The sequence below is a fragment of the Pseudomonas sp. 05N36 genome (assembly GCF_056397385.1).
In genome coordinates this window covers 237,560-262,442 of sequence record NZ_JBFTNH010000001.1, presented here as the reverse complement: position 1 = coordinate 262,442, position 24,883 = coordinate 237,560, and the positions used below count along the sequence as shown (strand labels likewise).

The 24,883-nt window shown below is 60.4% G+C and carries 20 protein-coding genes and 1 pseudogene; 5 read left to right on the top strand and 16 right to left on the bottom strand.

Going from position 1 to position 24,883, the window contains the following annotated elements; genetic code table 11:
• Positions 1–50: 50 nt before the first annotated feature.
• Both AC1DIH_RS01265 and AC1DIH_RS01260 read left to right on the top strand, forming a co-directional pair.
• A complete protein-coding gene (locus tag AC1DIH_RS01265; RefSeq protein ID WP_019693799.1) occupies positions 51–356 on the top strand; it encodes a PsiF family protein in 306 nt (101 codons plus the stop codon).
• Between the two features lie 286 nt (positions 357–642).
• The gene (locus AC1DIH_RS01260) at positions 643–1,656 is read left to right on the top strand and encodes an AI-2E family transporter (RefSeq protein ID WP_477770296.1); all 1,014 of its coding nucleotides are present in this window, start codon (positions 643–645) and stop codon (positions 1,654–1,656) included.
• A gap of 144 nt (positions 1,657–1,800) precedes the next feature.
• Here AC1DIH_RS01260 and AC1DIH_RS01255 read toward each other — a convergent pair whose 3' ends face one another.
• Positions 1,801–3,075: an Hsp70 family protein gene (locus tag AC1DIH_RS01255; RefSeq protein ID WP_477768479.1), complete on the bottom strand. Its 1,275-nt coding sequence runs from the start codon at positions 3,073–3,075 to the stop codon at positions 1,801–1,803.
• Between the two features lie 296 nt (positions 3,076–3,371).
• On the opposite strand from AC1DIH_RS01255, the gene AC1DIH_RS01250 reads away from it, so the two are divergent.
• Positions 3,372–4,322, top strand: a complete 951-nt coding sequence (locus tag AC1DIH_RS01250; protein WP_477770295.1) for a DnaJ C-terminal domain-containing protein — start codon at positions 3,372–3,374, stop codon at positions 4,320–4,322.
• A gap of 23 nt (positions 4,323–4,345) precedes the next feature.
• A complete protein-coding gene (locus tag AC1DIH_RS01245) occupies positions 4,346–4,651 on the top strand; it encodes a chaperone modulator CbpM (RefSeq protein WP_477770294.1) in 306 nt (101 codons plus the stop codon).
• Between the two features lie 41 nt (positions 4,652–4,692).
• Here the strand turns inward: AC1DIH_RS01245 and AC1DIH_RS01240 are convergent, their stop codons facing one another.
• Positions 4,693–5,829, bottom strand: coding sequence for a sensor histidine kinase (locus AC1DIH_RS01240; RefSeq protein WP_477770293.1), 1,137 nt, complete (start codon positions 5,827–5,829; stop codon positions 4,693–4,695).
• A gap of 251 nt (positions 5,830–6,080) precedes the next feature.
• Here AC1DIH_RS01240 and AC1DIH_RS01235 point away from each other — a divergent pair, with 251 nt between their 5' ends.
• A complete protein-coding gene (locus tag AC1DIH_RS01235; protein ID WP_477770292.1) occupies positions 6,081–11,366 on the top strand; it encodes a dermonecrotic toxin domain-containing protein in 5,286 nt (1,761 codons plus the stop codon).
• A gap of 72 nt (positions 11,367–11,438) precedes the next feature.
• Here the strand turns inward: AC1DIH_RS01235 and ureC are convergent, their stop codons facing one another.
• From ureC to AC1DIH_RS01165, 14 genes and pseudogenes are all read right to left on the bottom strand, one after another.
• Positions 11,439–13,139, bottom strand: coding sequence for an urease subunit alpha (ureC, locus tag AC1DIH_RS01230; RefSeq protein WP_477770291.1), 1,701 nt, complete (start codon positions 13,137–13,139; stop codon positions 11,439–11,441).
• A 148-nt stretch (positions 13,140–13,287) separates the two neighbouring features.
• Complete coding sequence (locus AC1DIH_RS01225) at positions 13,288–13,593, bottom strand: urease subunit beta (RefSeq protein ID WP_429539031.1); 306 nt, start codon at positions 13,591–13,593, stop codon at positions 13,288–13,290.
• Positions 13,590–14,123, bottom strand: a complete 534-nt coding sequence (locus AC1DIH_RS01220; protein WP_054595412.1) for a GNAT family N-acetyltransferase — start codon at positions 14,121–14,123, stop codon at positions 13,590–13,592. Before AC1DIH_RS01220 ends, AC1DIH_RS01225 begins: the two co-directional genes overlap by 4 nt.
• Positions 14,124–14,129: 6 nt before the next feature.
• Positions 14,130–14,663 (bottom strand): N-acetyltransferase family protein, encoded by a 534-nt coding sequence (locus tag AC1DIH_RS01215; RefSeq protein WP_477770290.1) that lies wholly within the window; start codon positions 14,661–14,663, stop codon positions 14,130–14,132.
• A 9-nt stretch (positions 14,664–14,672) separates the two neighbouring features.
• Complete coding sequence (gene ureA / locus AC1DIH_RS01210) at positions 14,673–14,975, bottom strand: urease subunit gamma (protein ID WP_019693787.1); 303 nt, start codon at positions 14,973–14,975, stop codon at positions 14,673–14,675.
• Positions 14,976–15,176: 201 nt separating this feature from the next.
• The gene (locus tag AC1DIH_RS01205; protein WP_477770289.1) at positions 15,177–16,016 is read right to left on the bottom strand and encodes an urease accessory protein UreD; all 840 of its coding nucleotides are present in this window, start codon (positions 16,014–16,016) and stop codon (positions 15,177–15,179) included.
• A gap of 31 nt (positions 16,017–16,047) precedes the next feature.
• Entirely contained in the window at positions 16,048–16,746 is a 699-nt protein-coding gene (gene urtE / locus AC1DIH_RS01200; protein ID WP_427538185.1) for an urea ABC transporter ATP-binding subunit UrtE, read from the bottom strand.
• 134 nt (positions 16,747–16,880) lie between these two features.
• Positions 16,881–17,750, bottom strand: coding sequence for an urea ABC transporter ATP-binding protein UrtD (gene urtD / locus AC1DIH_RS01195; protein WP_477770288.1), 870 nt, complete (start codon positions 17,748–17,750; stop codon positions 16,881–16,883).
• Between the two features lie 11 nt (positions 17,751–17,761).
• The gene (gene urtC, locus AC1DIH_RS01190) at positions 17,762–18,841 is read right to left on the bottom strand and encodes an urea ABC transporter permease subunit UrtC (RefSeq protein WP_477770287.1); all 1,080 of its coding nucleotides are present in this window, start codon (positions 18,839–18,841) and stop codon (positions 17,762–17,764) included.
• Positions 18,841–20,343, bottom strand: a complete 1,503-nt coding sequence (gene urtB / locus AC1DIH_RS01185) for an urea ABC transporter permease subunit UrtB (RefSeq protein WP_477770286.1) — start codon at positions 20,341–20,343, stop codon at positions 18,841–18,843. The genes urtC and urtB overlap by 1 nt, the downstream gene beginning before the upstream one ends.
• A gap of 156 nt (positions 20,344–20,499) precedes the next feature.
• Positions 20,500–21,765: an urea ABC transporter substrate-binding protein gene (urtA, locus tag AC1DIH_RS01180; protein ID WP_477770285.1), complete on the bottom strand. Its 1,266-nt coding sequence runs from the start codon at positions 21,763–21,765 to the stop codon at positions 20,500–20,502.
• A 328-nt stretch (positions 21,766–22,093) separates the two neighbouring features.
• The gene (locus tag AC1DIH_RS01175; RefSeq protein ID WP_477770284.1) at positions 22,094–23,104 is read right to left on the bottom strand and encodes a FecCD family ABC transporter permease; all 1,011 of its coding nucleotides are present in this window, start codon (positions 23,102–23,104) and stop codon (positions 22,094–22,096) included.
• Positions 23,101–24,060, bottom strand: a complete 960-nt coding sequence (locus AC1DIH_RS01170; protein WP_477770283.1) for an ABC transporter substrate-binding protein — start codon at positions 24,058–24,060, stop codon at positions 23,101–23,103. The genes AC1DIH_RS01175 and AC1DIH_RS01170 overlap by 4 nt, the downstream gene beginning before the upstream one ends.
• A 1-nt stretch (position 24,061) precedes the next feature.
• Positions 24,062–24,844 (bottom strand): annotated as a pseudogene (locus tag AC1DIH_RS01165) (ABC transporter ATP-binding protein); the annotation flags it as partial.
• Positions 24,845–24,883 lie beyond the last annotated feature (39 nt).

Below are 24,883 nucleotides of genomic sequence, written 5' to 3'. Positions count from 1 at the left end.
CACTCCGTTCGAGGCCGTGCCCATCGGCGCGGTAACAAGGAGAAAACTCCATGAAGATGCTGCGTATCCCTTTGTTGATGATCGGTCTGCTGCTCTGTTCCCAGGGCTTCGCCGCCACGGCCCAGCAGAACAAAATGGCCACCTGCAACGCCGACGCCACCGCGAAAGCCCTCAAGGGTGATGAGCGCAAAGCCTTTATGAGTACCTGCCTCAAAGCCGCGCCAGCAGCAGAAGCGGCCAAGCCGATGACCCCTCAACAAGAGAAGATGAAAACCTGCAACGCCACCGCTACCGCGCAGGCGCTAAAAGGTGATGCGCGCAAAACCTTCATGAGCGATTGCCTGAAGAAAAAATAATCTGATTGAGTAACACACGGTCGAGTGTGGGGGCGAGCTTGCTCGCGATTCAGGCAACTCGGTATGACTGCTGAACGCGGTGATGCCATCGCGAGCAGGCTCGCTCCCACATTTGATCTCGGGGGGGCACAAAACCTGTGCCACGAACAATCCAGTGTGGGAGCGAGCCTGCTCGCGATGAGGCGGCAAGAACGCGGAAATACCCGCACTGTGCCCGAATCCCTAGTGCTGGCATCGGAAGGCTGGCAGACTGCCAATCCTTTAACGCCGTTTGTTTTGAGGCTGTATGCCAACGTTTTCTCAGCGTCACATGTTGCTGTCGGTCAGTTGGGTGATCATTTTTGGTGGGCTACTGCTGGTGATACCGCTGCGACTGTTGCCCAGTCTGCTGGCCGGGTTACTGGTGTTCGAACTGGTCAACATGCTCACCCCGCAACTGCAACGACTGATCGAAGGGCGGCGCGCACGCTGGCTGGCCGTGGCCTTGCTCGGCACGCTGGTGGTCAGCGTACTGGCACTGATTTTTGCCGGTGCTATCAGTTTTCTGCTGCATGAGGCGGAAAACCCCGGGGCTTCCCTGGACAAATTCATGCTGGTGGTCGACAAGGCACGCGGTCAGTTACCGCCGTTCATCGATGCCTATCTGCCGGCCAGCGCCGCCGAGTTTCGCGTGGCCATCGGCGAATGGTTGAGCAAGCACCTGAGCGATCTGCAACTGGTCGGCAAAGATGCCGCACACATGTTTGTCACGTTGCTGATCGGCATGGTGCTGGGGGCGATCATCGCCTTGCAGCGCATCCCTGACCTGACCCAACGCAAACCCCTGGCGGCGGCACTGTTCGACCGTTTGCACCTGTTGGTTCAAGCGTTTCGCAATATCGTCTTTGCGCAGATCAAGATTTCCCTGCTCAACACTTTTTTTACCGGGATCTTCCTGGCGGTGATCCTGCCGCTGTTCGGGATCAAGCTGCCGTTGACCAAAACCCTGATCGTGCTGACCTTCCTGCTGGGCTTGTTGCCGGTGATCGGCAACCTGATGTCCAACACGCTGATCACCATCGTCGGTTTGTCGCTGTCGATCTGGGTCGCGGTGGCGGCGCTGGGCTACCTGATCTTTATCCACAAGCTGGAATACTTCCTCAACGCGCGGATCGTCGGTGGGCAGATCAGTGCCAAGTCCTGGGAGTTGCTGCTGGCAATGCTGGTGTTCGAAGCCGCATTCGGCCTGCCGGGGGTGGTGGCGGGACCGATTTATTACGCGTACTTGAAGAGCGAGTTGAAGCTGATCGGGATGGTTTGATCTGGCATCTGTAGTGCCTGGACTGACATCATCGCGAGCAGGCTCGCTCCCACATTTGCTCACCTGTGTTCACACAGAGTGTGTTCACCGGAGATCCGGTGTGGGAGCGAGCCTGCTCGCGATGGACGCGCCGCGAAAGTCAGGTCAGGCCAAGGTACCGTAACGCTTCATCGCCTCGATCGCCAATCCGCTGCCGATGCTGCCGAAGATATTCCCTTCAACATGCTGCGCGTTCGGCAGCATCGCCGACACGCTGTTACGCAGCGCCGGAATCCCGCTCGAACCACCGGTGAAGAACACCGTATCCACCTGATCGACGCGCACATTGGCGTCGTTGAGCAATTGAGTCACGCTGTTGCGCACCCGCTCCAGCAGGTTGTCGATGGCCGACTCGAACAGCGCCCGGCTCAGTTCGACGCTCAAACCCGGCTCGATCCGGTCCAGCAGTACGTGGCGATTGTCGGCGTGGGTCAGCTGGATCTTGGTTTCTTCCACTTCCATTGCCAGCCAGTGCCCGGCGCGCTGGTCGATCAGCTTGAACAGGCGATCGATACCACCGGTGTCTTCGATGTCGTAACGCATGCTGCCCAAAGCCAGGGTCGACTTCTGCGAGTACACCGAGTTGATGGTGTGCCAGGTCGCCAGGTTCATGTGGTGGCTGGTGGGCATGTAGGCACCGCTCTTCATCCGGCTGCCGTAGCCGAACAGCGGCATCAGGCCCTGCAGACTCAGTTGCTTGTCGAAATCGGTCCCGCCGATGTGCACGCCGCCGGTGGCGAGGATATCGTCGTGACGGTTGTCGTGGCCGCGTCGTTCGGGGGACAGGCGCACCAGGGAGAAGTCCGAGGTACCCCCGCCGATGTCGACGATCAGCACCAGCTCTTCCTTTTCGATGGTCGACTCATAGTCGAACGCTGCGGCAATCGGTTCGTACTGGAACGAGACGTCCTTGAAACCGATGGCGCGGGCTACGTCCACCAGGGTGTTTTCGGCTTCCTGGTCGGCCATTTCATCGTCATCGACGAAAAATACCGGACGCCCCAGCACCACTTCTTCGAATTCTCGACCGGCGGCGGTCTCGGCACGCTTCTTCAGCTGGCCGATGAACAGCCCGAGCAGGTCCTTGAACGGCATTGCCGTGCCCAGGACGCTGGTGTCGTGTTTGATCAGCTTGGAACCCAGCAGGCTTTTGAGCGAGCGCATCAAGCGTCCTTCGTAGCCTTCCAGGTACTCGTGCAGCGCCAGCCGGCCGTACACCGGGCGGCGTTCTTCCATGTTGAAGAAGACCACCGACGGCAGGGTGATCTTGTCGTCCTCCAGCGCGATCAGCGTTTCCATGCCAGGGCGCAGCCAGCCGACAGTGGAATTGGACGTGCCGAAGTCGATACCGCAGGCACGGGCCGGAGATGCGTTTTTCATGTCTTTCAGGTTCCGGTTAAAAAACGGCCGCGCAGTGTATGTCAGAGCGGCGCAGAATCGAAGGCCGACTATCCGCTAAATTCAAGGTCATCGCTCACTTGAAAGACTATCCTTGCCCCCAAACTTACAGGCATGAGCCTGGCAGCCACTCTGCGATCAAGTGATCCACCCCGGCTGCCGATAAACTTCAGATGTGCTGCCCGATCGTATACTTGAGATTGGTCAAGCCTGCGACAGCCAATCAGTGCATGCTGTGTCTGGCTGCGTGATATCGATAACGGATGGTGATTCCCTCGATGGACTTCAAAGACTATTACAAGATTCTCGGTGTGGAGCCGACCGCTGACGATAAGGCGATCAAGGCCGCCTATCGCAAGCTGGCGCGCAAATACCACCCCGACGTCAGCAAGGAAAAGGACGCCGAGGCCAAGTTCAAGGATGCCTCGGAAGCCTATGAAGCGCTGAAAAGTGCCGACAAGCGCGCCGAATACGACGACTTGCGCAAATACGGCCAGCACGGCCAGCCGTTCCAGGGCCCGCCGGGTTGGCAGCGGCGAGGTGGTGCGGGTGGCTTTGGCGGTGGTCAGGACAGTGGCGACTTCTCGGACTTTTTCAGTTCGATTTTTGGTAACCGTGGCCCGGGTTTCGGGGGTGGACAGTCTGGTCGCAGTGCCGGTCGTCGAGGGCAAGACGTGGAAATGGAATTACCGGTTTTTCTGGAAGAAACCCTGTCGACCGAATCGAAGAAGGTCAGCTTCCAGGTGCCGCAGTACAACGCGGCCGGCCAGCACGTCAGCAATACCAGCAAAAGCCTGAACGTGAAGATTCCGGCGGGTGTCACCGACGGTGAGCGCATTCGGCTCAAGGGCCAGGGCGCACCGGGTGTCGGTGGCGGCGCCAATGGCGACCTGTACCTGACCATTCGTTTTGCGCCGCACCCGAAATACGACGTCGAAGGTGAAAACCTGATCATCACCTTGCCGCTGGCCCCGTGGGAGCTGGCGCTGGGTGCAGAGGTCGCGGTGCCGACCCTGACCGGCAAGATCAACCTGAAAGTTCCAGCCGGTAGCCAGAACGGCCAGCGCATGCGCGCCAAAGGCCACGGCTTGCTGAACAAGGCTGGTCATCGCGGTTACCTGTTCGTGCAACTCAAGGCGGTAATGCCCAAACACACCGACGATGACGTCAAGGCGCTGTGGCAAGAGCTGGCGAAGAAAGCCGCTTTTAATCCGCGGGAGCATTTTTGAGTCAAGAGAAGGAGTAGCCAATCATGAGCAACCCCCTGATCGTTCAACTGGACATGGCAGAATTCTGTGAGGCGACCGATTTGTCGGACGTCTACGTGATCGAAATCGTCGAGCACGGCATCCTCGAACCTCAGGGCTCGCAGCCCAAGGATTGGCGTTTCAACGACTACGAACTGGCGGTCGCCAAACGCGCCGCCAAGTTACGCCGCGACCTGGAACTGGAATGGGAAGGCGTCGCCCTGGCGCTCGACCTGCTCGACGAAGTGCAGCAACTGCGTGCCGAAAACCGCATGCTCAGGCAACGGTTGGGGCGGTTGGTGATCGAGTAGCCCCCTCGCCACATGCGGTGCTATGGAGCCGCTGACTGCTGCTAAACCACCCGCGACACTCTCGGCAACACCACGCTGAACGTCGTGCCCTGGGCCTCGCTGGAACTGACTTCGATCGTGCCCTGGTGGGCGTCCACCACTTGTTTGACGATGAACAAGCCGAGCCCAAGGCTGGTGGAAGGGCCGGCGAGTTCTTCGCCGGCGCTGCGTACCAGTGGGTCGAAAATCGTCGGCAGTGCCTCGGCGGGAATCGGCTCGCCATGGTTGTGCATGGCCAGCGTCACCTGATCTTTTTCTCCGATGATGCTCAGGGTTACCGGACGGTGATCGGCACCGTGTTGCAAGGCATTACCGATGAGGTTTTGCAGCAGTTGGCCGAGGCGCGTGCGGTCCCAGATGCCATGGGTGTCGCCTTCGACGATCAGTTGCGAGTTACAGCCGGGCTGCCCGGCGCCGGCTTCGTCCAGCGCAGCTTTTGCGGCGGCGGACAGGTCCATCGGTGCCGGTTCGATCGGCAGGCTGCTGCCCAGTCGGCTGCGTACCAGCTCCAGCAAGTCGCTGACCATCGCAGCCATGTGCCGGGCACTGGTCTTGATGCTTGTCACATAGGTCTGGGCGTCGGTGTCCAGTTTGGCCTTGCGTAGCAGCATCTCAGTGGACATGTTCACCGCCTGCAAGGGGGTGCGCAGATCATGGCCCAGAATGGCCAGGAAGATGTCCCGTGAACGATTGACCTGCTCGGCGTAGGCCGCAGTGGACTCGGCCAGGGCTTCGTCGATGGCTTCGTTGAAACGGATCATGTCCTGCAAGTACGCCACGTCCGGCGACTCCAGGCTGTTGACCCACAGGCGAATCACGCTGGCCCGCAAGTGCCGGAACTCAGAGGTCATCTGCACCAGATCAAACCCCACGTTATGCCGAAGCTCGCCATGGCTGGCGGCTGCCTTGTCCAGGCCCGGGGTTTTTTCCGGGCCTTCGCCCCTGGCCTTGGCCGCTTGTTCGCGGGCGGTCTGGGCGGTCTTCATGTCGCGGGAAGCGGCCAACAGGATCGATGTGGCGTGGTCGCGCAGGAGCGTCCGGTCCATGGAGTCAGGGTCGGGGGCTATGGTTCGGGCGAACTGCTCCCATTCGTCGACGATGCGGTCGACGTGAGTCACGATGAATTCGGATAGACGCATGGTCGAAGGCTCCACGCAGTAAGCGCCGGACTGTCTCGCATTCTAGCGCCTTTAAGATCGGGTCAAAACTACCGTTGACGAGCAGGATCAGCCACGGTGGTTGTCAGGGTGGTATTTAATTGTTTTTCAGGTTCTGAAGTTGAATGTTGTTGGGCGTTTATTCTGGTTTTACAGCAGTTATTTAATCTTTTGTTATCGGGTGTATTGAATAAGCTGGTGGTTCTTATACGCGCACAGGGACAGTTGCGAAAATGAATGAATTATCAGAAATGCCGCGCTCGGAAGTTTCCCCGGTGGCGGTGGGTGACAACGAAAACAAGTACCTCGATTATTTAGTGGGAAACATTCCAGCGCTGCTGAAAAATGCACCGGTTTCGAGGCTTGCATCGATCACTGATCTGAAACCAGCCTTTCCCGAGTGGTACAGCAATGCACGTGGTATCGACCGCCAATACCTGAAAGAGCTCATTAATGAACACTGGCGTTTGCGGGACACGCTGGACAAAACACTGGGAGATTTGCAAAAGGATATTAAAGGGTTCGCTGAACCGTTGCTCGTTCAGGCGTTGAAGCAACAGTTGAATCTGGAACTGGATGTCAGGGCGACGTCACTGCGACTTTATGTTCCCGCCAAACTGGGGTTGGGTACCATCGATACGAATGCCAGTCGACTCAGACACTCCACACTGCTGGAAGCCGCGCTGCATAACTTCGAAGAACCTGAAACCCTGGCGGGGGCATTTCGCGAGGGTTCTGGCGTCTTTACGACGGACGCCGAAGGCGCTCCCCTGCGCCATGAACTGACCGTCGAGAAGTTTGCAGCCCTGTGTCGGACACTGGACATCGGAGCGCAGTATCAACGACACATCACGGCCTTGCTGAGGCCTGTAGATGCCGAGGCCAGGGCGATACTTGAGTTACAGTCCATTGCCAGTGAAAAAGCAGCTTTCAACGAGTCGGCGCTCATTGCCTATTTGAAGAAGGACATCACTTCCGATGTCTATGGAAAGTTGCAACAGGTGCGCGATGACAAGACGGACATACGGCTGGGTAATCGCCCCTTGCACTGTCATCGACTGTCACTCATGGGGTTCAAGCTGACCGGTATTGTGCTGTTCAGTGCAGTGGCTGATCCGTCGACAATCAAAACCACTTTTGACAGCCTGGTTCCGGAACATCGGCGAACGATGATGGAGTGGTCGCGTCGGCTGATGCTTCTACCGGGGCAGGAGTTTGAGCAATTCAAGGTGCTGAAGGCGTTTTTTGCCAACGGTCCCAGCGCGATGGTCGAGGAAATGTTTCGCCGCGACGATATCCATGAACAAAGTCGTCTGGAGGGAAGGCTGATCGCTTATATTCCCGACGACCCCGATCATCCGCTCAAGGAATATGCCTCCTTCACCGACTTCATGAAGGCGCTGACGAGCCAACTGCGCACCTCGGACTATCAACAGTTTTTCAGTCGGTTCGTGGCGCACAAAGACCAGGGCAGATTCTTCAGCCGAGTCCGGGAGCGGTTCACCACCTTTACCTGGACGCAGCGCGAGCCGTTGGACATGGGGCCGTGGTGGCGAGAGAGCGCGGTCGAGAACCCCGACGCGGAGCCCATTACCAACATCATTTCAGGCGATCTCTGGCCGCAGCTTAGTCGGTGGCGGGTGGACAAAGCGATTGCCGATGCGCGACAGATCGCCGTGCCGACCGACGATGAAGACAGTGCCACCCGCTGGAATCGGCTGACCAGCTACCTGAATATCGGCTGGAACGTGTTCAACGTTGGTGCCATGTTGGTCCCGGGCCTTGGGGAGGCGGTTCTGGCTGCCATGGTCGGGCAGATGCTGTTCGAAACCATGGAAGGGATCGAAGAGTGGAGCAAAGGGGACAAGGAAGAAGCCGCTGCCCATCTCACCGGCGTCATGATCAATTTCGCCCAGTTGGCAATCATGGCTGCCGGGCATGTGTTGCCGGGCGGTACGCCCGCGCCCGTCAAACCATCGTCTTTTATCAACCAGCTGAAACAGGTTGAGCTCCCTGGCGGCAAGACCCGCCTCTGGAATGCGGACCTGAAGCCCTACGAATACGACATGACGTTGCCACAAGGGGCAAAGCCGAGCGAGCAGGGCCTGTATCGGCACAACGAAAAAGACATCCTGAAGCACGAGAACAGGTATTTCGTCGTCAGTGAGGATCCACACACTGGCCAGCCACACCTGCGGCACCCGAACAGGCCGGGGGCTTATCAGCCAAAACTTGCGCACAACGGTGCAGGGGCCTGGAAAACCGAGCTGGACCGCCCCGTTGAGTGGGACAAAACCACACTCATGCGCCGCATGGGGCCGGCGGTCGAAGATTTCTCTGATGCCACACTGGAGCAAATTCGTATTGCCAGTGGTGTGGAGGAAGACGTGTTGCGCAGACTGCATGTCGTGAGCGAACCGCCACCGGCGCTGCTGAGCGACACGATCGAACGCTTCAATGCGTGGGCTGATGTGCGCAAGCTGCCCGAGCAGATTCTGGCCAGTGAAGTCCCGCCAGCGTTCGTTGAGCAGGTGCCTCGTTTACTGGCAGAGCTGCCGAGATGGCCCGAGCAGAAAGGCATCGAGGTTTTTGAAGGGGCCGAGCATCGGGGGCCTTCGATCAAGTATGGCAATGCCGATGCGTCGCCGGCCAACACGCTGAAGATAACCCACGCCGAGGTCCGCGCCGGGAAGCTTCCGGAGCTCGCCGTGAAGTTCGTTGATGAGAGCGACATCCACGCGCTGCTCGGGCAGGGTATATCCACTGACGAGCGCATCCGTATCGACGCGTTGAAAGGCAGGCTTGCCGTGCAGGCTGGCAAGCAACGCGCAGGTCTGTTCGATACGCTTATCCGGCGGCAGCAACAGGCGAGCAATCCTCAAGTGCTGGTGCTTCAGGACGCCTTTAACGAACTCCCCACTTCGGTAGCCCGGGAGTTGCTGGCCAGTCTCGACGCCGAAGAGCTGCGCAAAATGACGGAGCCATCGCGCATACCCTTGCAACTCAGGGAGCGCGTGCGCATGACCTTGCAAGCGTTGCGAACAGCACGTGCCTATGAAGGGCTGTTCCTCGATTTTGCAGGCACTGTGGATACTGAACGGCTGGCGCTGCATTCATTGCAGACGTTGCCGAATTGGCCCGAGAACGTTCGGATCGAAATCCGTGAATACTCATTCGACGGGCCGTTGCGCGACAGCGTCGGCCCGGTAAATGCCGCCATACGCAAAGTCCTGGTCAACGAGGATGGCCAATACCAGGCACGCGATGCCGAAGATAATCATCTGCATGGGGCCGACGACCTTTACGCTTCCGTGTTGCATGCCTTGCCTGATGCTGAACGAAACGCGCTGGGGTATGAGATCAATCAAGGTGCGCAGTTGAGACGGGCGATTCAAACAGCGCCGTTGCCACGCGACACCCTCAACGTCCTTCTGGCGGACAACCCGATCCGCAAACCGGCCTATGACCCGGCCACGATGAAACTGCGTGGTGGCATGCAAGGCATCACTCAAGGTGTCCGCCAGGTAACCGGAAGGCTGACGCCACAAGAACGGGTCAGGATCGTTCGCCCCGGCTGGTCAGAGGCCGAAGCCCAGGTCTATCTGGAGGGCGGCGGCAGTGAAAGTAGCGTGGAAGAGCGGGCAAGCGCGCTTGAAGCAGAATTCAACCGGCTGAACGCCAATTTTCAACGCTGGTTGAAGTCGCCTACCGAGGCCTTCGGATTCAGCGCTGCCGGCATCGCCGAATGGCAATCCAGAAACGCTTTGTACAAAGCGATCAGGGAAGCCTGGCAGCGAATCGGCCGGCGGGATGTGGATCCATACGGGAATCTGCATGGCGTGGTACTCGACCTTGAACAGGTTCCGCTGGGGCGGCACCTGGGGACAATGCCGCCCCTGGAAGGCAACTTCAACCATGTCACCCGACTCAACCTGAACCGAACCGAGTTGATCGATGCACAGGTTTCTTTTCTCGACCACTTCCCGCGGCTTCGGTCGTTGAACCTCGATAACAACCCACTGACACGGCTTCCTCACGTCATCGGTCGTATGCGAGGGCTGATGGAGTTGACCCTGCGCGGGAATCGAATCGTGCTGGATGGACAATCGGTGGCCGACCTCAGAAACCTTACCCGGCTTCAGACCCTGGACTTGCAGGGGAACCCTTTGGGGCGAGTTCCTGATATCGGCCATATGCGCAATCTGCATTCGTTATACCTGGCTGATACCGGCATTCGCACCTGGCCCGACGGCCTGTTTTCCCAGCCGCGGTTCCGGCATTTTTACCTGGATATGCGGCACAACGAAATCACCTACATTCCTGCGGTTGCGCCAGGCTCCGTCCAGGCAGAACTGATGGCTCGCACGCTCTTGAGCCGAGAGCGCCAGTGGTTGCCGGAATTCAATCTCCAGACACTCAGGCATTACATCCGGTCCGTCGGCATGGACCCTGATCGTCCCTATCCACCTCGCGGCGTGCGCGACAGTCTTGACTGGGAAGCGGGCATGACGCGACCTGAATGGGTTGCCCGACAGCCCATCTGGAATGCCGTCGAAGACGAGTTCGACTCGGTGCCGTTTTTCAACCAGATCAGGAAACTCACCGAGTCCGCCCACTTTCAGAACGATCCGGCATTCAGGGTGGACATGACGAGCAAGCTCTGGCGAATGCTGGAGGCCATGTCCAAAGACAGCGAACTGCGCAAGAACCTTTTTGTCCTGGCGAAAGAGACCACCCATTGCGTCGATGCCGGCGCGCAGCTGTTCAATGCGATGGGCGTTGAGGTGCTGATTCATGAGGCCTATGAGCTTGCCAACCCGAGTCTGGTAGAGGCTGAACTGCTGCTGGCCAAAGGCAAATCGCGGCTCGATGAGTTGAGCCGGATCGCCCATAAGCACATTGCCGAACGACTGGAGAACAATGAGACATTCAGGGTTTTCGATCCGGAAACTGGCCTGTACTCGGGATCCATTGATGAGGTCGAGACCCATCTGGCCTACATGACGGACCTGGCCGGTCGACTGGATCTACCCTGGCAGTCACGCGACCTGCAGTTTCGAACGCACTCCGGTGTCACTTCCCAGATGATCGAAAGTGCCTATCGGCGTGTGCTCAGTCTGGAGGAGGGGGATCTACTGCGCGATTCGATCATCGAGCAGCCATTCTGGGAGTCTTATGTTCAGGGCTCCAATCGGAGTGCTTTCAAAGCCTTCAGGCGACGAATCGATGCGACCACAGAGTTCTACACGGCGCTGGAGAGGAGGGCGACTGAACCCACCCTGTCACTTGAGGAAAAAGCCCGGCTGAAGGAGGACATCCGGGTGCTCGCCGCAGAGTTGGGCAAACAGGAAAGCGAGTTTGCTCCGGGGCGGATCATGACTGAAGAGGAGTATGCCGCCGAGCTGAGTCTGATAGACGCCGAGATGAAGGCGTTGCTCAAGACATTGACTCAGCAGGCAATGGATCGGGCAAGACTGCAACGGGTTGAAATCCCCTTCACTGTCGAACCAACAAACTGATCACCGCACAGGCTGTCCTCCCGGCACGAAGACTGACGATCTTCGTGCCGGTTTTTTAGGTGTGGACGAACCTCAAAACAAGAAGTAGCGCTGCGCCATCGGCAGCACATCCGCCGGCTCACACCACAGCAGCACACCGTCGGCCCTGACCTGATAGGTCTGCGGATCGACATCGATGTTCGGCAGGTAGTCGTTGTGGATCAGGTCGGTCTTCTGCACCTCGCGACAACCTTTGACCACGGCGATTTTCTTTTTCAGCCCCAGCGCTTCGGGAAGGCCCGCCTCCTGCGCGGCCTGGCTGATGAACGTCAGGCTGGTGGCGTGCAGCGAGCCTCCATAGCTGGCGAACATCGGGCGGTAGTGCACCGGTTGCGGCGTTGGAATCGAGGCGTTGGCATCGCCCATCAGGCTGGCCGCGATGGCGCCGCCCTTGAGGATCAGCGTCGGTTTGACCCCGAAAAACGCCGGGCGCCAGAGCACCAGGTCGGCCCATTTACCGACTTCGATCGAGCCCACTTCATGGCTGATGCCGTGAGTGATTGCCGGGTTGATGGTGTATTTGGCGATGTAGCGTTTGACGCGGAAGTTGTCGTTGCCCTCGCCATCACCTGCCAGTGCGCCACGCTGCTTTTTCATCTTGTCGGCGGTTTGCCAGGTGCGGGTGATGACTTCACCGACGCGGCCCATGGCCTGGCTGTCGGAACTGATCATCGAGAATGCGCCGAGGTCGTGAAGGATGTCTTCGGCTGCAATCGTTTCGCGGCGGATACGGCTTTCGGCGAAGGCCACGTCCTCGGCGATGCTCGGGTCCAGGTGGTGGCAGACCATCAGCATGTCGAGGTGTTCGTCGATGGTGTTGCGGGTGAACGGCCGGGTCGGGTTGGTCGAGCTCGGCAGCACATTGGCGAAACCGCAGGCCTTGATGATGTCCGGCGCGTGGCCGCCACCGGCTCCTTCGGTGTGGTAAGTGTGGATGGTCCGCCCCTTGAACGCGGCGAGGGTGGTTTCGACGAAACCCGATTCGTTCAGGGTGTCGGTGTGGATCGCCACCTGTACGTCGAACTGGTCGGCGACGTTCAGGCAGTTGTCGATGCTCGCCGGCGTGGTGCCCCAGTCTTCGTGCAGCTTGAGGCCGATGGCGCCGGCCTTGACCTGCTCGATCAGCGGCTCCGGCAGGCTGGCATTGCCCTTGCCGGTGAGGCCGATGTTCATCGGGAACGCGTCCGCCGCTTGCAGCATGCGCGCCAGGTGCCATGGGCCGGAGGTGCAGGTCGTGGCGTTGGTGCCCGTCGCCGGTCCCGTGCCGCCGCCGATCATGGTGGTGACGCCACTCATCAATGCTTCTTCGATCTGCTGCGGGCAGATGAAGTGGATGTGCGTGTCGACACCGCCCGCCGTGAGGATCATCCCTTCGCCGGCGATCACTTCGGTGCTGGCGCCGACCGCGATGGTGACGTTCGGCTGGACGTCCGGGTTGCCGGCCTTGCCGATCGCCGCAATACGCCCGTCCTTGAGGCCGACATCGGCTTTGACGATGCCCCAATGGTCGATGATCAACGCGTTGGTGATCAGCGTGTCGACCACTTCCGCAGCCAGTAACTGGCTCTGGCCCTGGCCATCGCGGATCACTTTGCCGCCGCCGAATTTCACCTCTTCACCGTAGGTGGTGAAGTCTTTTTCGACTTCGATCCACAGCTCGGTATCGGCCAGGCGAACCTTGTCACCGACGGTAGGGCCGAACATGTCGGCGTAGGCTTGACGGGAAATCTTCATGTGCTTGCCTTGGGATTCAATTGATTTTGAGACCGCTCGCGTAGCTCGCTATCGCAGCCTCGCGCTGCTCGACAGCTCCTACAGGGGAATGCGATCAACTGTGGGAGCGAGCCTGCTCGCGATTGGGTCGGTGGAGACGCCGCATGATTTAAAGGTCGCCCATGATCCTGCCGGCAAACCCGAACACCCGGCGATGCCCGGCCAGGTCCACCAGCTCGACCTCGCGGCTCTGCCCCGGTTCGAAGCGCACGGCGGTGCCGGCCGGGATGTTCAGGCGCATGCCACGGCTGGCGGCACGGTCGAACGTCAGGGCGTCGTTGGTTTCGAAAAAGTGGTAGTGCGAACCGACCTGAATCGGCCGGTCGCCACTGTTGGCCACGGTCAGGCTCAGGGTGCGACGGCCGGCGTTGAGCTCGATATCGCCTTGCTTGATCTGATATTCGCCAGGAATCATTCGGGTTGTCCCAGGGTCTTGTAGTAGATGGCGGTCGGGGTGTAGCGACCGTCCGGGCTTTGGCAGTAGTTGGGCAATTCACCGACGCGGGTATAACCCAGGGACTGATAGAACGCTTCGGCCGCCGACCCCGCTTCGGTGTCGAGGTACAGCAGGCCACGTTTGTGCTGGCGCGCGGCAAGCTCCACAGCATTCATCAGTTGTTGCGCCAGGCCGCGTCGCCGCGTGTCATGGCGCACCTGCAGCTTTTGCACTTCGGCGCGATTGCGGCCGTTGGCTTTCTGGCACAGGGCCAGTTGCACGCTCGCCAGGACCTTTTCATCGTGAACCACGACCCACAGCAACAGACTGCCGTCCTCGAGCCCGGCCTGGACACTGTTGATGTAGGCGCGGGCCTGGGCATCATCAAGGTCGGCCATGAAGCCGATCGAGGCGCCGTGCTGCACGGCGTCAAACAGCAAATCGATCAAGCCCTGACGGTAGTGCGCAAAGCTTTCGGTGTTCACGCGTCGCAGTTGGGCAGTGTTCATGACATATCACTCCTTGTTGGCGACGGGCGGCTCCGCGCCCGGATTGAGGATCAGCTGCATGAAGGTCAGGTCGAGCCAACGGCCGAACTTGGTACCCACTTGCGGCATGTGCCCGGTGGTGATGAAACCGACCCGTTCGTGCAGGCGAATCGAGGCGGCGTTAGCGCTTTCGATGGCGGCGACCATCACGTGTTTATTGCAGTCCCTGGCGCGTTCGATCAGTACGTCCATCAGCTGTGGGCCGAGGCCGTTGCCGCGCTGATCACTGCGCACGTACACCGAATGTTCGACGGTGTGGCGGAAACCGTCGAACGGCCGCCAGTCGCCGAACGAGGCATAACCGAGCACGCTGTTGTCGGCGTCGACAATCACCAGAACAGGGTAGCCCTGGGATTGCCGGGTGCTGAACCAGGCCAGGCGGTTGGCGAGGTCCACGGCCTGTTCGTTCCAGATCGCGGTCGTATTGAGGACCGCGTCGTTGTAGATGTCGCGGATCGCCGGCAGGTCGGCGGATACGGCATCACGAATGTGATAAGTCATGGCGCAGTCTCAGACGATGGGTTGGTGGACGGTGACCAGTTTGGTGCCGTCGGGAAAGGTCGCCTCGACCTGAATCTCCGGGATCATTTCCGGGATGCCTTCCATCACTTGCTCGCGGTTCAGCAGGGTGGTGCCGTAGTGCATCAGTTCGGCGACCGTCTGGCCGTCGCGTGCGCCTTCGAGCAGCGCCGCGGAAATGTAGGCCATCGCTTCCGGGTAATTGAGTTTCACGCCACGGGCCAAACGCCGCTCGGCGACCAGGCCGGCGGTGAAGATCAGCAGCTTGTCTTTTTCGCGTGGGGTCAGGTCCATCGTTAAAAATCCGTATTGGGCAGTTAAAAAAAATAGTGACTCGGTCCCTGTAGCAGCTGGCGCAGCCTGCGTTCGGCTGCGAAGCAGTCGTGATCTGTCTGACGCGGTCTACCTGACACAACGCATTGGCAGGTTTTACGACTGCTGCGCAGCCGAACGCAGGCTGCGCCAGCTGCTACGGGGATCGTGTGCGCGGTCATGTCAGGTGCTCCAGATTCTGGGGGGGACTGCTTCGCGACCGAGCAGGGCCGGTCTGAGCAGTTTCCACAAATCAATCAGCCAGCCTCGTGCCAGTAATGCTTCACTGGCCAGGCAACGAGCGACGAGCAGCCCCGGTAACTGAGTCAGGTCACCGCGTACTGGGTTGGGCAACGAGCGGCAGGTCTGTAGTAAATCGCTGTCGATTTCCCCCGTCACCAGCAACGTCGCAAACACCGGCTGGCCATCCAGCCCTATTGGCGAATCAAGCAAGCCGTCATTCCCGACAATGCGCTGGCGTTCGTGCCAGAGCAACTGGCCGTCGCGGCGGATTTCCAGCTGTGACTGAAAGTGCCCGCGTTCGAAGCGTTCACCGCTGGCCGGGCGACCCAGCGCCACTACGTCCCAATAGAACAGCCGGGCGTCACCTTGCAGTTCAATCGACGTGCTGAGCTCAGCCTGGGCGGCGCTGAACACGATGGTTTCCTGCGGTAGCCACTCCAGCGTGGCACCGGCGGCGACGTTCAAGTCGAGCCGCTGATAGGCTGGCCCGGCAGCGCGATACCACTTGGCGGCACCTGGGCTGGTCAACTGCGCCCAGGCGTCGGCACCGACGCAGGCCGTGATGTCCAGCCGATCACCACCGGCAATGCCGCCGGGCGGGTGGACGATGATGTGCTGGCACACCTCGGGGCCTTCGGCGTACAGGTGTTTTTGCACCCGCAGCGGGCCCTTGTGGCGACGCAGGACCGGGCGCGTGCTGTCGCCGAAGCGGGCGTAGCCGAGCTCAAGCTCGGCGTGCCAGCTGGGCGTGAACAGTGCGTTTTGCGCAAGAGCAGTCATATATTTTTAATTATCGTCAGGACGCTACAGACTAGATCGTAACCAGTCCGCGCACACCCTCGGCTTCCATATTTTCTCCGCGGCCTTGCTGGACGATCTCGCCCCGGGACATCACCAGGTACTGATCGGCCAGCTCGGCGGCGAAGTCGTAGAACTGCTCGACCAGCAGGATCGCCATGTCACCCCGTGATGCGAGCTTTTTGATCACCGCGCCAATCTCCTTGATCACCGACGGCTGAATGCCTTCTGTAGGCTCGTCGAGGATCAGCAAGCGTGGCCGACTGGCCAGTGCGCGACCGATGGCCAATTGTTGTTGCTGGCCGCCCGACAAGTCGCCACCGCGGCGTTGCTTCATTTGCAGCAAGACCGGGAACAGCTCGTAGATGAATGCGGGGACCTCTTTGGCCTCGGAACCCGGGAAGCGCGACAGGCCCATCAGCAGGTTTTCTTCCACCGTCAGCCGCCCGAAAATCTCCCGGCCTTGCGGCACGTAAGCGATGCCGGCGTGAACCCGTTGATGCGGCTTGAACGAGGTGATCGGTTGACCTTCCCAATTCACCGCGCCTTCCTTGGCTGGCAACAGCCCCATCAGGCATTTGAGCAAGGTGGTCTTGCCGACGCCGTTGCGCCCGAGCAGGCAGGTGACTTCACCGACCTTCACCTCAAAGCTCAGGCCCCGCAGGATGTGGCTACCGCCGTAGTACTGGTGCAGCTTGTCGACTTGCAGCATGTTCAAATCCCTTGTAGTTCACACAACCCCTGTGGGAGCGAGCCTGCTCGCGATAGCGGTGTGTCAGCCGCGGTGATGTTGGAGGTGCCGCCGCCATCGCGAGCAGGCTCGCTCCCACAAAAAAGCGGATTGCGTTATCGGCCGAGGTAGACCTCGATCACCCGCTCGTTGTCCTGCACCTGTGCAAGCGACCCTTCGGCCAGCACGCTGCCCTGGTGCAACACGGTGACGTGGTCGGCAATCGAACCGACGAAGCCCATGTCGTGCTCCACCACCATCAGCGAATGCTTGCCGGCCAGGTTCTTGAACAGCTCGGCGGTGAATTCGGTTTCGGCGTCGGTCATGCCCGCCACCGGTTCATCGAGCAGCAGCAGTTGCGGGTCTTGCATCAGCAACATGCCGATTTCCAGAAACTGCTTCTGCCCGTGCGAAAGCAGGCCGGCCGGGCGATTGACCGAGGTGGTCAGGCGAATGGTCTCCAGCACCTCGCAGATACGATCTTTTTGTTCGCCGCTCAGGCGAGCCCGCAGGCTGGCCCACACCGACTTGTCGGTTTTCTGCGCCAGCTCGAGGTTCTCAAACACGCTCAAGGCTTCGAACACCGTCGGCTTCTGGAACTTGCGGCCGATCCCGGCCTGGGCGATCTGCACTTCGCTCATCCGTGTCAGGTCCAGGGTTTCACCAAACCAGGCGTTGCCGTGACTGGGCCGGGTCTTGCCGGTGATCACGTCCATCAGTGTGGTTTTGCCGGCGCCGTTGGGGCCGATGATGCAGCGCAGTTCGCCGACACCGATGTACAGGTTCAAGGCGTTGAGTGCCTTGAAACCATCGAAGCTGACGCTGATGTCTTCAAGGGTGAGGATGGTGCCGTGGAGGGTGTTCAGGCCTTTTTCGACACGTTGCCCCAGACCGATGGCGTCGCGGCTGCTGCCGGCGTCCTTGTTGGGCTCCGGTGGAAAAAAGACCGGTTCGAGCATGAACTCGGCTGTTGGAGCTGCTCTCATTTCTATAAGCCTCATGATTCGCCCCTTTTCTTCAGCAAACCGATCACGCCTTTGGGCAGGTACAGGGTCACGACGATGAACAGCGCGCCGAGGAAGAACAGCCAGTATTCGGGAAAGGCCACGGTGAACCAGCTCTTCATGCCATTGACCACACCCGCGCCGAGCAGCGGCCCGATCAACGTGCCGCGCCCGCCGAGTGCAACCCACACGGCGGCTTCGATGGAGTTGGTCGGCGACATTTCGCTGGGGTTGATGATTCCGACTTGCGGCACATACAGCGCACCGGCCAGACCGCACAGCACGGCACTCAAGACCCAGACAAAAAGCTTGAACCCGCGTGGGTCGTAGCCGCAGAACATCAGGCGGTTTTCCGCATCACGCAGGGCGGTCAGTACCCGGCCGAATTTGCTTTGCGCCAGGCGCCAGCCGATGAACAGACTGGCGACCAACAGCAGCACCGTGGCGACGAACAGCACCGCACGCGTGCCCGGTTCAGTGATGCCGAAGCCGAGAATCGTGCGGAAATTGGTGAAGCCGTTGTTGCCGCCAAACCCGGTCTCGTTGCGAAAAAACAGCAGCATCCCGGCGAAGGTCAGGGCCTGGGTCATGATCGAGAAGTACACGCCCTTGATCCGCGAGCGGAAGGCGAAGAAACCGAACACCAGCGCCAGCAAACCCGGCGCCAGCACCACCAGGCACATCGCCCAGATAAAGCTGCTGGTACCGGTCCAGTACCACGGCAGTTCGGTCCACGAGAGGAAGGTCATGAATGCCGGCAGGCCATCGCCCGATGCCTGGCGCATCAGGTACATGCCCATGGCATAGCCGCCGAGGGCGAAGAACAGGCCATGACCCAGGGACAGCAAACCGGCGTAACCCCAGACGAGGTCCAGGGCCAGCGCAACGATGGCGTAACAGAGGATCTTGCCGACCAGCGTCAGTGTGTAGGCCGAGACGTGAAACGCACTGTCGGCAGGCAGCAATGACAGCAGCGGCAGCGCCAGCAATAAGGCGAGAATCACTGCGCCCAGCGCAATCGTGACTTTGGGGCCGGCCTTTTGTGTGGCCGTGAGCATCAGGGGCTGGTTCATCAGTCGATCACCCGTCCTTTGAGTGCGAAGAGTCCTTGCGGGCGTTTCTGGATGAACAGAATGATCAGCGCGAGGATCAGGATCTTGCCGAGTACGGCGCCGATTTGTGGTTCAAGAATCTTGTTGGCGATCCCCAGGCCGAACGCGGCAAGTACGCTGCCGGCCAGCTGACCGACGCCGCCGAGCACCACCACCAGGAACGAGTCGATGATGTAGCTCTGGCCGAGGTCCGGGCCGACGTTGCCGACCTGACTCAGGGCCACGCCGCCAAGGCCTGCGATGCCCGAACCGAGGCCGAAGGCGAGCATGTCGACACGCCCGGTGGGCACGCCGCAGCAGGCGGCCATGTTGCGGTTCTGGGTGACTGCGCGCACGTTCAGACCGAGGCGGGTCTTGTTCAGCAGCAGCCAGGTCAGCACCACCACACACAGTGCGAACGCGATGATCACGATGCGGTTGTATGGCAGCACCAGATTAGGCAGTACCTGAATCCCGCCTGAAAGCCAGGCCGGGTTCGCCACTTCGACGTTCTGCGCACCGAACAACAAACGCACCAGCTGAATCAGCATCAGGCTGATGCCCCAGGTGGCGAGCAGGGTTTCCAGCGGTCGGCCGTAGAGGTGGCGAATCACCGTGCGCTCCAGCGCCATACCGACGCCTGCGGTGACGAAAAACGCCACCGGCAAAGCGATCAGCGGGTAGAACTCGATGGCTTGCGGCAGGAAACGCTGGAACAGCAACTGCACCACGTAAGTGGAGTAAGCCCCGAGCATCAGCATCTCGCCGTGGGCCATGTTGATCACCCCAAGCAGGCCGAAAGTGATCGCCAGGCCGAGGGCCGCCAACAGCAGGATCGAGCCCAGCGACATGCCACTGAAGGCCTGGCCGAGCAATTCGCCGATCAGCAGTTTGCGTTTGACTTGCGCCAGGCTGGTTTCGGCAGCCGTGCGCACCGCGGCGTCGGCTTCGACACCGGGTTGGAGCAAACCTTCGAGGCGGGTACGGGCCAGCGGGTCGCCGGTTTCACCGAGAAGGCGCACTGCGGCGAGGCGCACGGCCGGCTCGGCGTCTACCAGTTGCAGATTGGCCAACGCCAGGCTCAGGGCGGCGTGAACGCTCGGGTCTTTTTCGCCAGCCAGTTGCTGGTCGAGGAACTTCAACTGCGCCGGTTTGGCGCTTTTTTGCAGTTGCAGCGCGGCACTCAAACGCACTTTGACGTCAGCGGCGAGCAGTTGATGACTGGCCAGTGCAGTGTCGATCAAGCCCCGCAGACGATTGTTCAGGCGCAGGGTCTTGGCTTCACCGTCGACGGTCAATTGGCCTTGTTGCAGGGCGTTGATCAGTTCGATGCGGGTCGGGTCGGGTTGCGCGGCCCAGCTTTCCAACAGCTTGGCTTGCTGCACCGGATTGGCCGCGACAAAGTCTTCGGCGTCCCCGGCATGGGTGGCCATCGGCAACAGCAGTGCGATGGCGAGGATGAAGCGGTAAAGGGCAGTGGGCATGTCGTTGGCCTTGCGCGGACTAGTGTGGGAGCGAGCCTGCTCGCGATAGCGGGCTGACATTCAGCATCAATGTCGACTGTCATGGCCTCATCGCGAGCAGGCTCGCTCCCACAGGAGTTGTGTCGGTCCCGAGCTCCATGCTCGGGGCCCAGTGGCTTAGTTGCTCTTCACCGCATACTCCGGCTTCTTGTCGTTACCCGGTATGAACGGGCTCCACGGCTGGGCGCGGATCGGGCCCTCGGTCTGCCAGACCACGTTGAACTGACCGTTGGCCTGGATCTCGCCGATCATCACCGGCTTGTGCAGGTGGTGGTTGGTCTTGTCCATGGTCAGGGTGTAGCCCGACGGCGCGGCGAAAGTCTGGCCGGCCAACGCTTCGCGGACCTTGTCGACATCGGTGGACTTGGCTTTTTCTGCGGCCTGCGCCCACATGTGGATGCCGACGTAGGTGGCTTCCATCGGGTCGTTGGTCACCGCTTTGTCGGCGCCCGGCAGGCTGTGTTTCTTGGCATAGGCTTTCCAGTCGGCGACGAACTTCTGGTTCACCGGGTTTTCCACCGATTCGAAGTAGTTCCACGCCGCGAGGTTGCCTACCAGCGGTTTGGTGTCGATGCCGCGCAGTTCTTCTTCGCCCACCGAGAAGGCCACGACTGGAACGTCGGTGGCTTTCAGGCCCTGGTTGGCGAGCTCTTTATAGAACGGCACGTTGGAGTCGCCGTTGACCGTGGAAATGACCGCCGTCTTGCCGCCCGCCGAGAATTTTTTGATGTTGGCGACGATGGTTTGATAGTCGCTGTGGCCGAACGGCGTGTAGACCTCTTCGATGTCCTTGTCAGCCACACCTTTGGAGTGCAGGAACGAGCGCAGGATCTTGTTGGTGGTGCGCGGGTAGACATAGTCGGTGCCGAGCAGGAAGTAGCGCTTGGCGCTGCCGCCTTCTTCGCTCATCAGGTATTCCACTGCCGGGATCGCCTGCTGGTTAGGCGCGGCGCCGGTGTAGAAGACGTTCGGCGACATCTCTTCGCCTTCGTACTGCACCGGGTAGAACAGCAGGCCGTTGAGCTCTTCGAACACCGGCAATACCGATTTGCGCGACACCGAGGTCCAGCAGCCGAACACCACCGCGACCTTGTCCTGGGTCAGCAACTGCCGGCCCTTTTCCGCGAACAGTGGCCAGTTCGACGCCGGGTCGACCACCACCGGTTCGAGCATCTTGCCGTTGACCCCGCCCTTGGCATTGATCTCGTCGATGGTCATCAGCGCCATGTCTTTGAGCGAGGTTTCGGAGATCGCCATGGTTCCGGACAACGAATGCAGAATCCCGACCTTGATGGTCTCGGCGGCCTGGACTGTCCAGGTCATACCCATCGCGGCAATGCTTGCCGATAGTGTGAAAGCCTTGATCAAACTGCGACGCTTCATTGTGCGATCTCCATGAACTTATGAGTTTTCTTGGTTGGCAGATGCGGACTACTGAAGGGTCTTTAGCAAGGGCTGTGCCCGGTCGGAGAAAGGCAGGGAAATGTCGTATTAGAGCGGTTGCGTGGTTTGCTGGCGCACCATGAAAGAACGTGTCTGGTGTGCTGGTGCGCGAAGGTGCGCCACATTAGGGCGCCGAGTAGTTCGGGGGGGGTACCCCAATCAACTGTGGGAGCGAGCCTGCTCGCGATGACGGTGTGTCAGTCGCTATCAATGCTGACTGATCCACCGCTATCGCGAGCAGGCTCGCTCCCACAGGTTCGGTGCTGGATCAACGGCGGCGCATCAGGCCGATGAAGAACAGACCGCCGATGGCGGCGGTGGCGACGCCGATTGGCAAATCTTCCGGTGCAATCAAGGTTCGTGCTGCTACGTCGACCCAAACGAGGAAAACACTGCCGAGCAACACGCATACCGGCAGCAATCTGCGGTGTTCCGCCCCGACCAGACGCCGGGCAATGTGCGGCACCATCAGCCCGACAAAACCGATGGAGCCGCTGATCGACACCAGCACTCCGGTCATCAGCGACGCAATCACAAACACCCGTAAACGCACGGTGCGAGCATTCAGGCCGAGAGTGACCGCGGTTTGCTCGCCAGCCATCAAGGCATTCAGTGGCCGGGCCATGCCCAGCAGTAAAACCAGCCCGAGCAGCACGCTGGCCGCCGGCACTGCCAGCAACTCCCAGCGCGCCAGCCCGAGGCCGCCGAGCATCCAGAACATCACCGCAGAACTGGCGCGGTGGTCGCCGAGAAACAGCAGCAGGTTGGCGACCGCCATCATCACGAACGACACTGCCACCCCGCACAGCAGCAGCCGATCGCTGTCCAGCCGCCCGTTGCGGTTGGCGATCGCCAGGACGATCAGCATGCTCAACAGCGCGCCGATGAACGCAGCAATCGGCAAGGTCAGCAGGCCGACGATCTCGCCCACATGCAGCACCACGATCACCGCGCCAAGGGTCGCGCCGGAGGTCACACCGAGCAAGTGCGGATCGGCCAACGGATTGCGCGTGACCGCTTGCAGCACCGCGCCGATCAGCGCCAGCCCGGCGCCCACCAACGCGCCGAGCAACATGCGCGGTACGCGGATCAGCCAGACGATATGCTCCTGTCCGGCGCTCCAGTTCACCTCGCCAATCCCGAATGCCTGATGCAGCAGAATCCGCCAGACCACGTCCACCGGCACCCTTGCTGCACCAAAGCCCAGCGATACCACACAAGACACCAGCAACAGCGCGCCGAGGGCGATCAGCAACAAGGCATAACGACGATTGATCATTCGCCGTGGAAACCCTTGGCCAGGGTCTCAACCGCCAGCACGTTGTCGATCCCTGGCGTGGCTTGCACATAAGGAATGACGATGAAGCGCTGGTTCTTGATCGCATCCACCGATTGCAGGGCCTTGTTGTTCAGCAGGAATTGTTCCTTTTGCTCGGCGCTGACTTCGCCGTAGTCGACGATCACGATCACCTGCGGGTTGCGTTCGACGACGTTTTCCCAGTTGACCCGGGTCCAGCTCGCGTCGACGTCATCGAGAATATTGCGCCCGCCGGCGGCGTCGATCAGCGCTTGCGGCATGCCCAGGCGACCCGAGGTCATGGCCCGGTCTTCGCCACTGTCATAGAGGAACACCCGCGGTTTTTCACTTGGCAGGTCTTTGCGAACCTCGGCCACTTGCGCCTGCATGTCGCTGATCAAGCGGTTGGCGCGATCCTGTACGTCGAAGATCTTGCCGAGGTTGCGCAGGTCGTTGTAGGTGTCATCGAGGCTGGCCGCCGAGCGCTTCATTACGAAGGCGCACGACTCGCTCAGTTCATAGACGTTGATCCCCAGCGGCCCGAGGGTTTGCGGGGTCAGGTCGCCACCAATGCGCATGCCGTAATCCCAACCGGCGAAGAAGAAATCGACGTTGGCGTTGAGCAGGGTTTCCACCGATGGGTACTTGGCGGCGAGTTCCGGCAGGCCGTCGAGTATGTTCCGCATCTCGGGGGTCACGGCTTTCCAGCCACTGATGCCGCTGTAGCCGACCATCCGCGGTTTGAGGCCGAGGGCGAGCATCATCTGGGTCATGTTGATGTCGTGACTGAGGGCGTGTTTCGGCGCCTCCTTGAACGTCACTTCACGGTTGCAGCTCTGTATCGTCAACGGGTAGCGGGTTGCTTCGGCGAACGCCTGGGTGCTGCCCAGCAGCAGGGCGATGGACAGGCCGGAGCGGAGCAGGGTGCGCAAAGTCATGTTGGGTTATCCAGGTAATTCGGGGGTAGCCGGACAGCGGGTGTTCATCGATCAACGCTTCGACGCCGAACACCTCGCGCAGCAGGGTGGTGGTCAGCACTTCTTTTGGCGTGCCGCTGGCGACGATGCGTCCGTGGTCGATCACGTACAGCCGATCGCAGAACGCCGCGGCCAGATTGAGGTCGTGGATGCTCGCCAGGGTGCCGATCTGCAAGCGCTTGACCAGTTGCAGCAATTCGAGCTGATAGCGTGGATCGAGGTGGTTGGTCGGTTCGTCGAGGATCAGCAATTGCGGTTGCTGAGCCAGGGCGCGGGCGAGAATGACACGTTGTTTTTCACCGCCCGACAGCGTGGCGAAGGCGTGATCTTCAAAGCCTTTGAGGCCCACCGATTCCAGTGCCTGTTCGGCGATTCGGCGGTCTTCCAGCGTATCGCCATCGAACAGGCCTTTGTGCGGTGTGCGGCCCATGGCGACCACTTCGTCGACGGTCAGGCCGAAGGCATCGGGGAACTCCTGCAACACCACGGCGATACGCTGCGCGCACCAGCGCGACGACTGCTTCCAGACATTGTGATGGGCCAGATGCACCTCGCCGGATTCCGGTTTGCTGAACCGGTAGGCGCAGCGCAACAGGCTGGTCTTGCCGCTGCCGTTGGGGCCGATCAAGCCGACGAACTCACCGGCCGCCACGTGCAGGCTGGCCTCACGCAGCTGGAACTGGTGATGACAGTGGCCATGGCCCAGCGGTGTCCAGGCGAGGTGGGTGAGGTTCAGCGAGGTCATTGCATGCTCGTTTGGCGGGTGTTCGCAGCGGGCCGACAT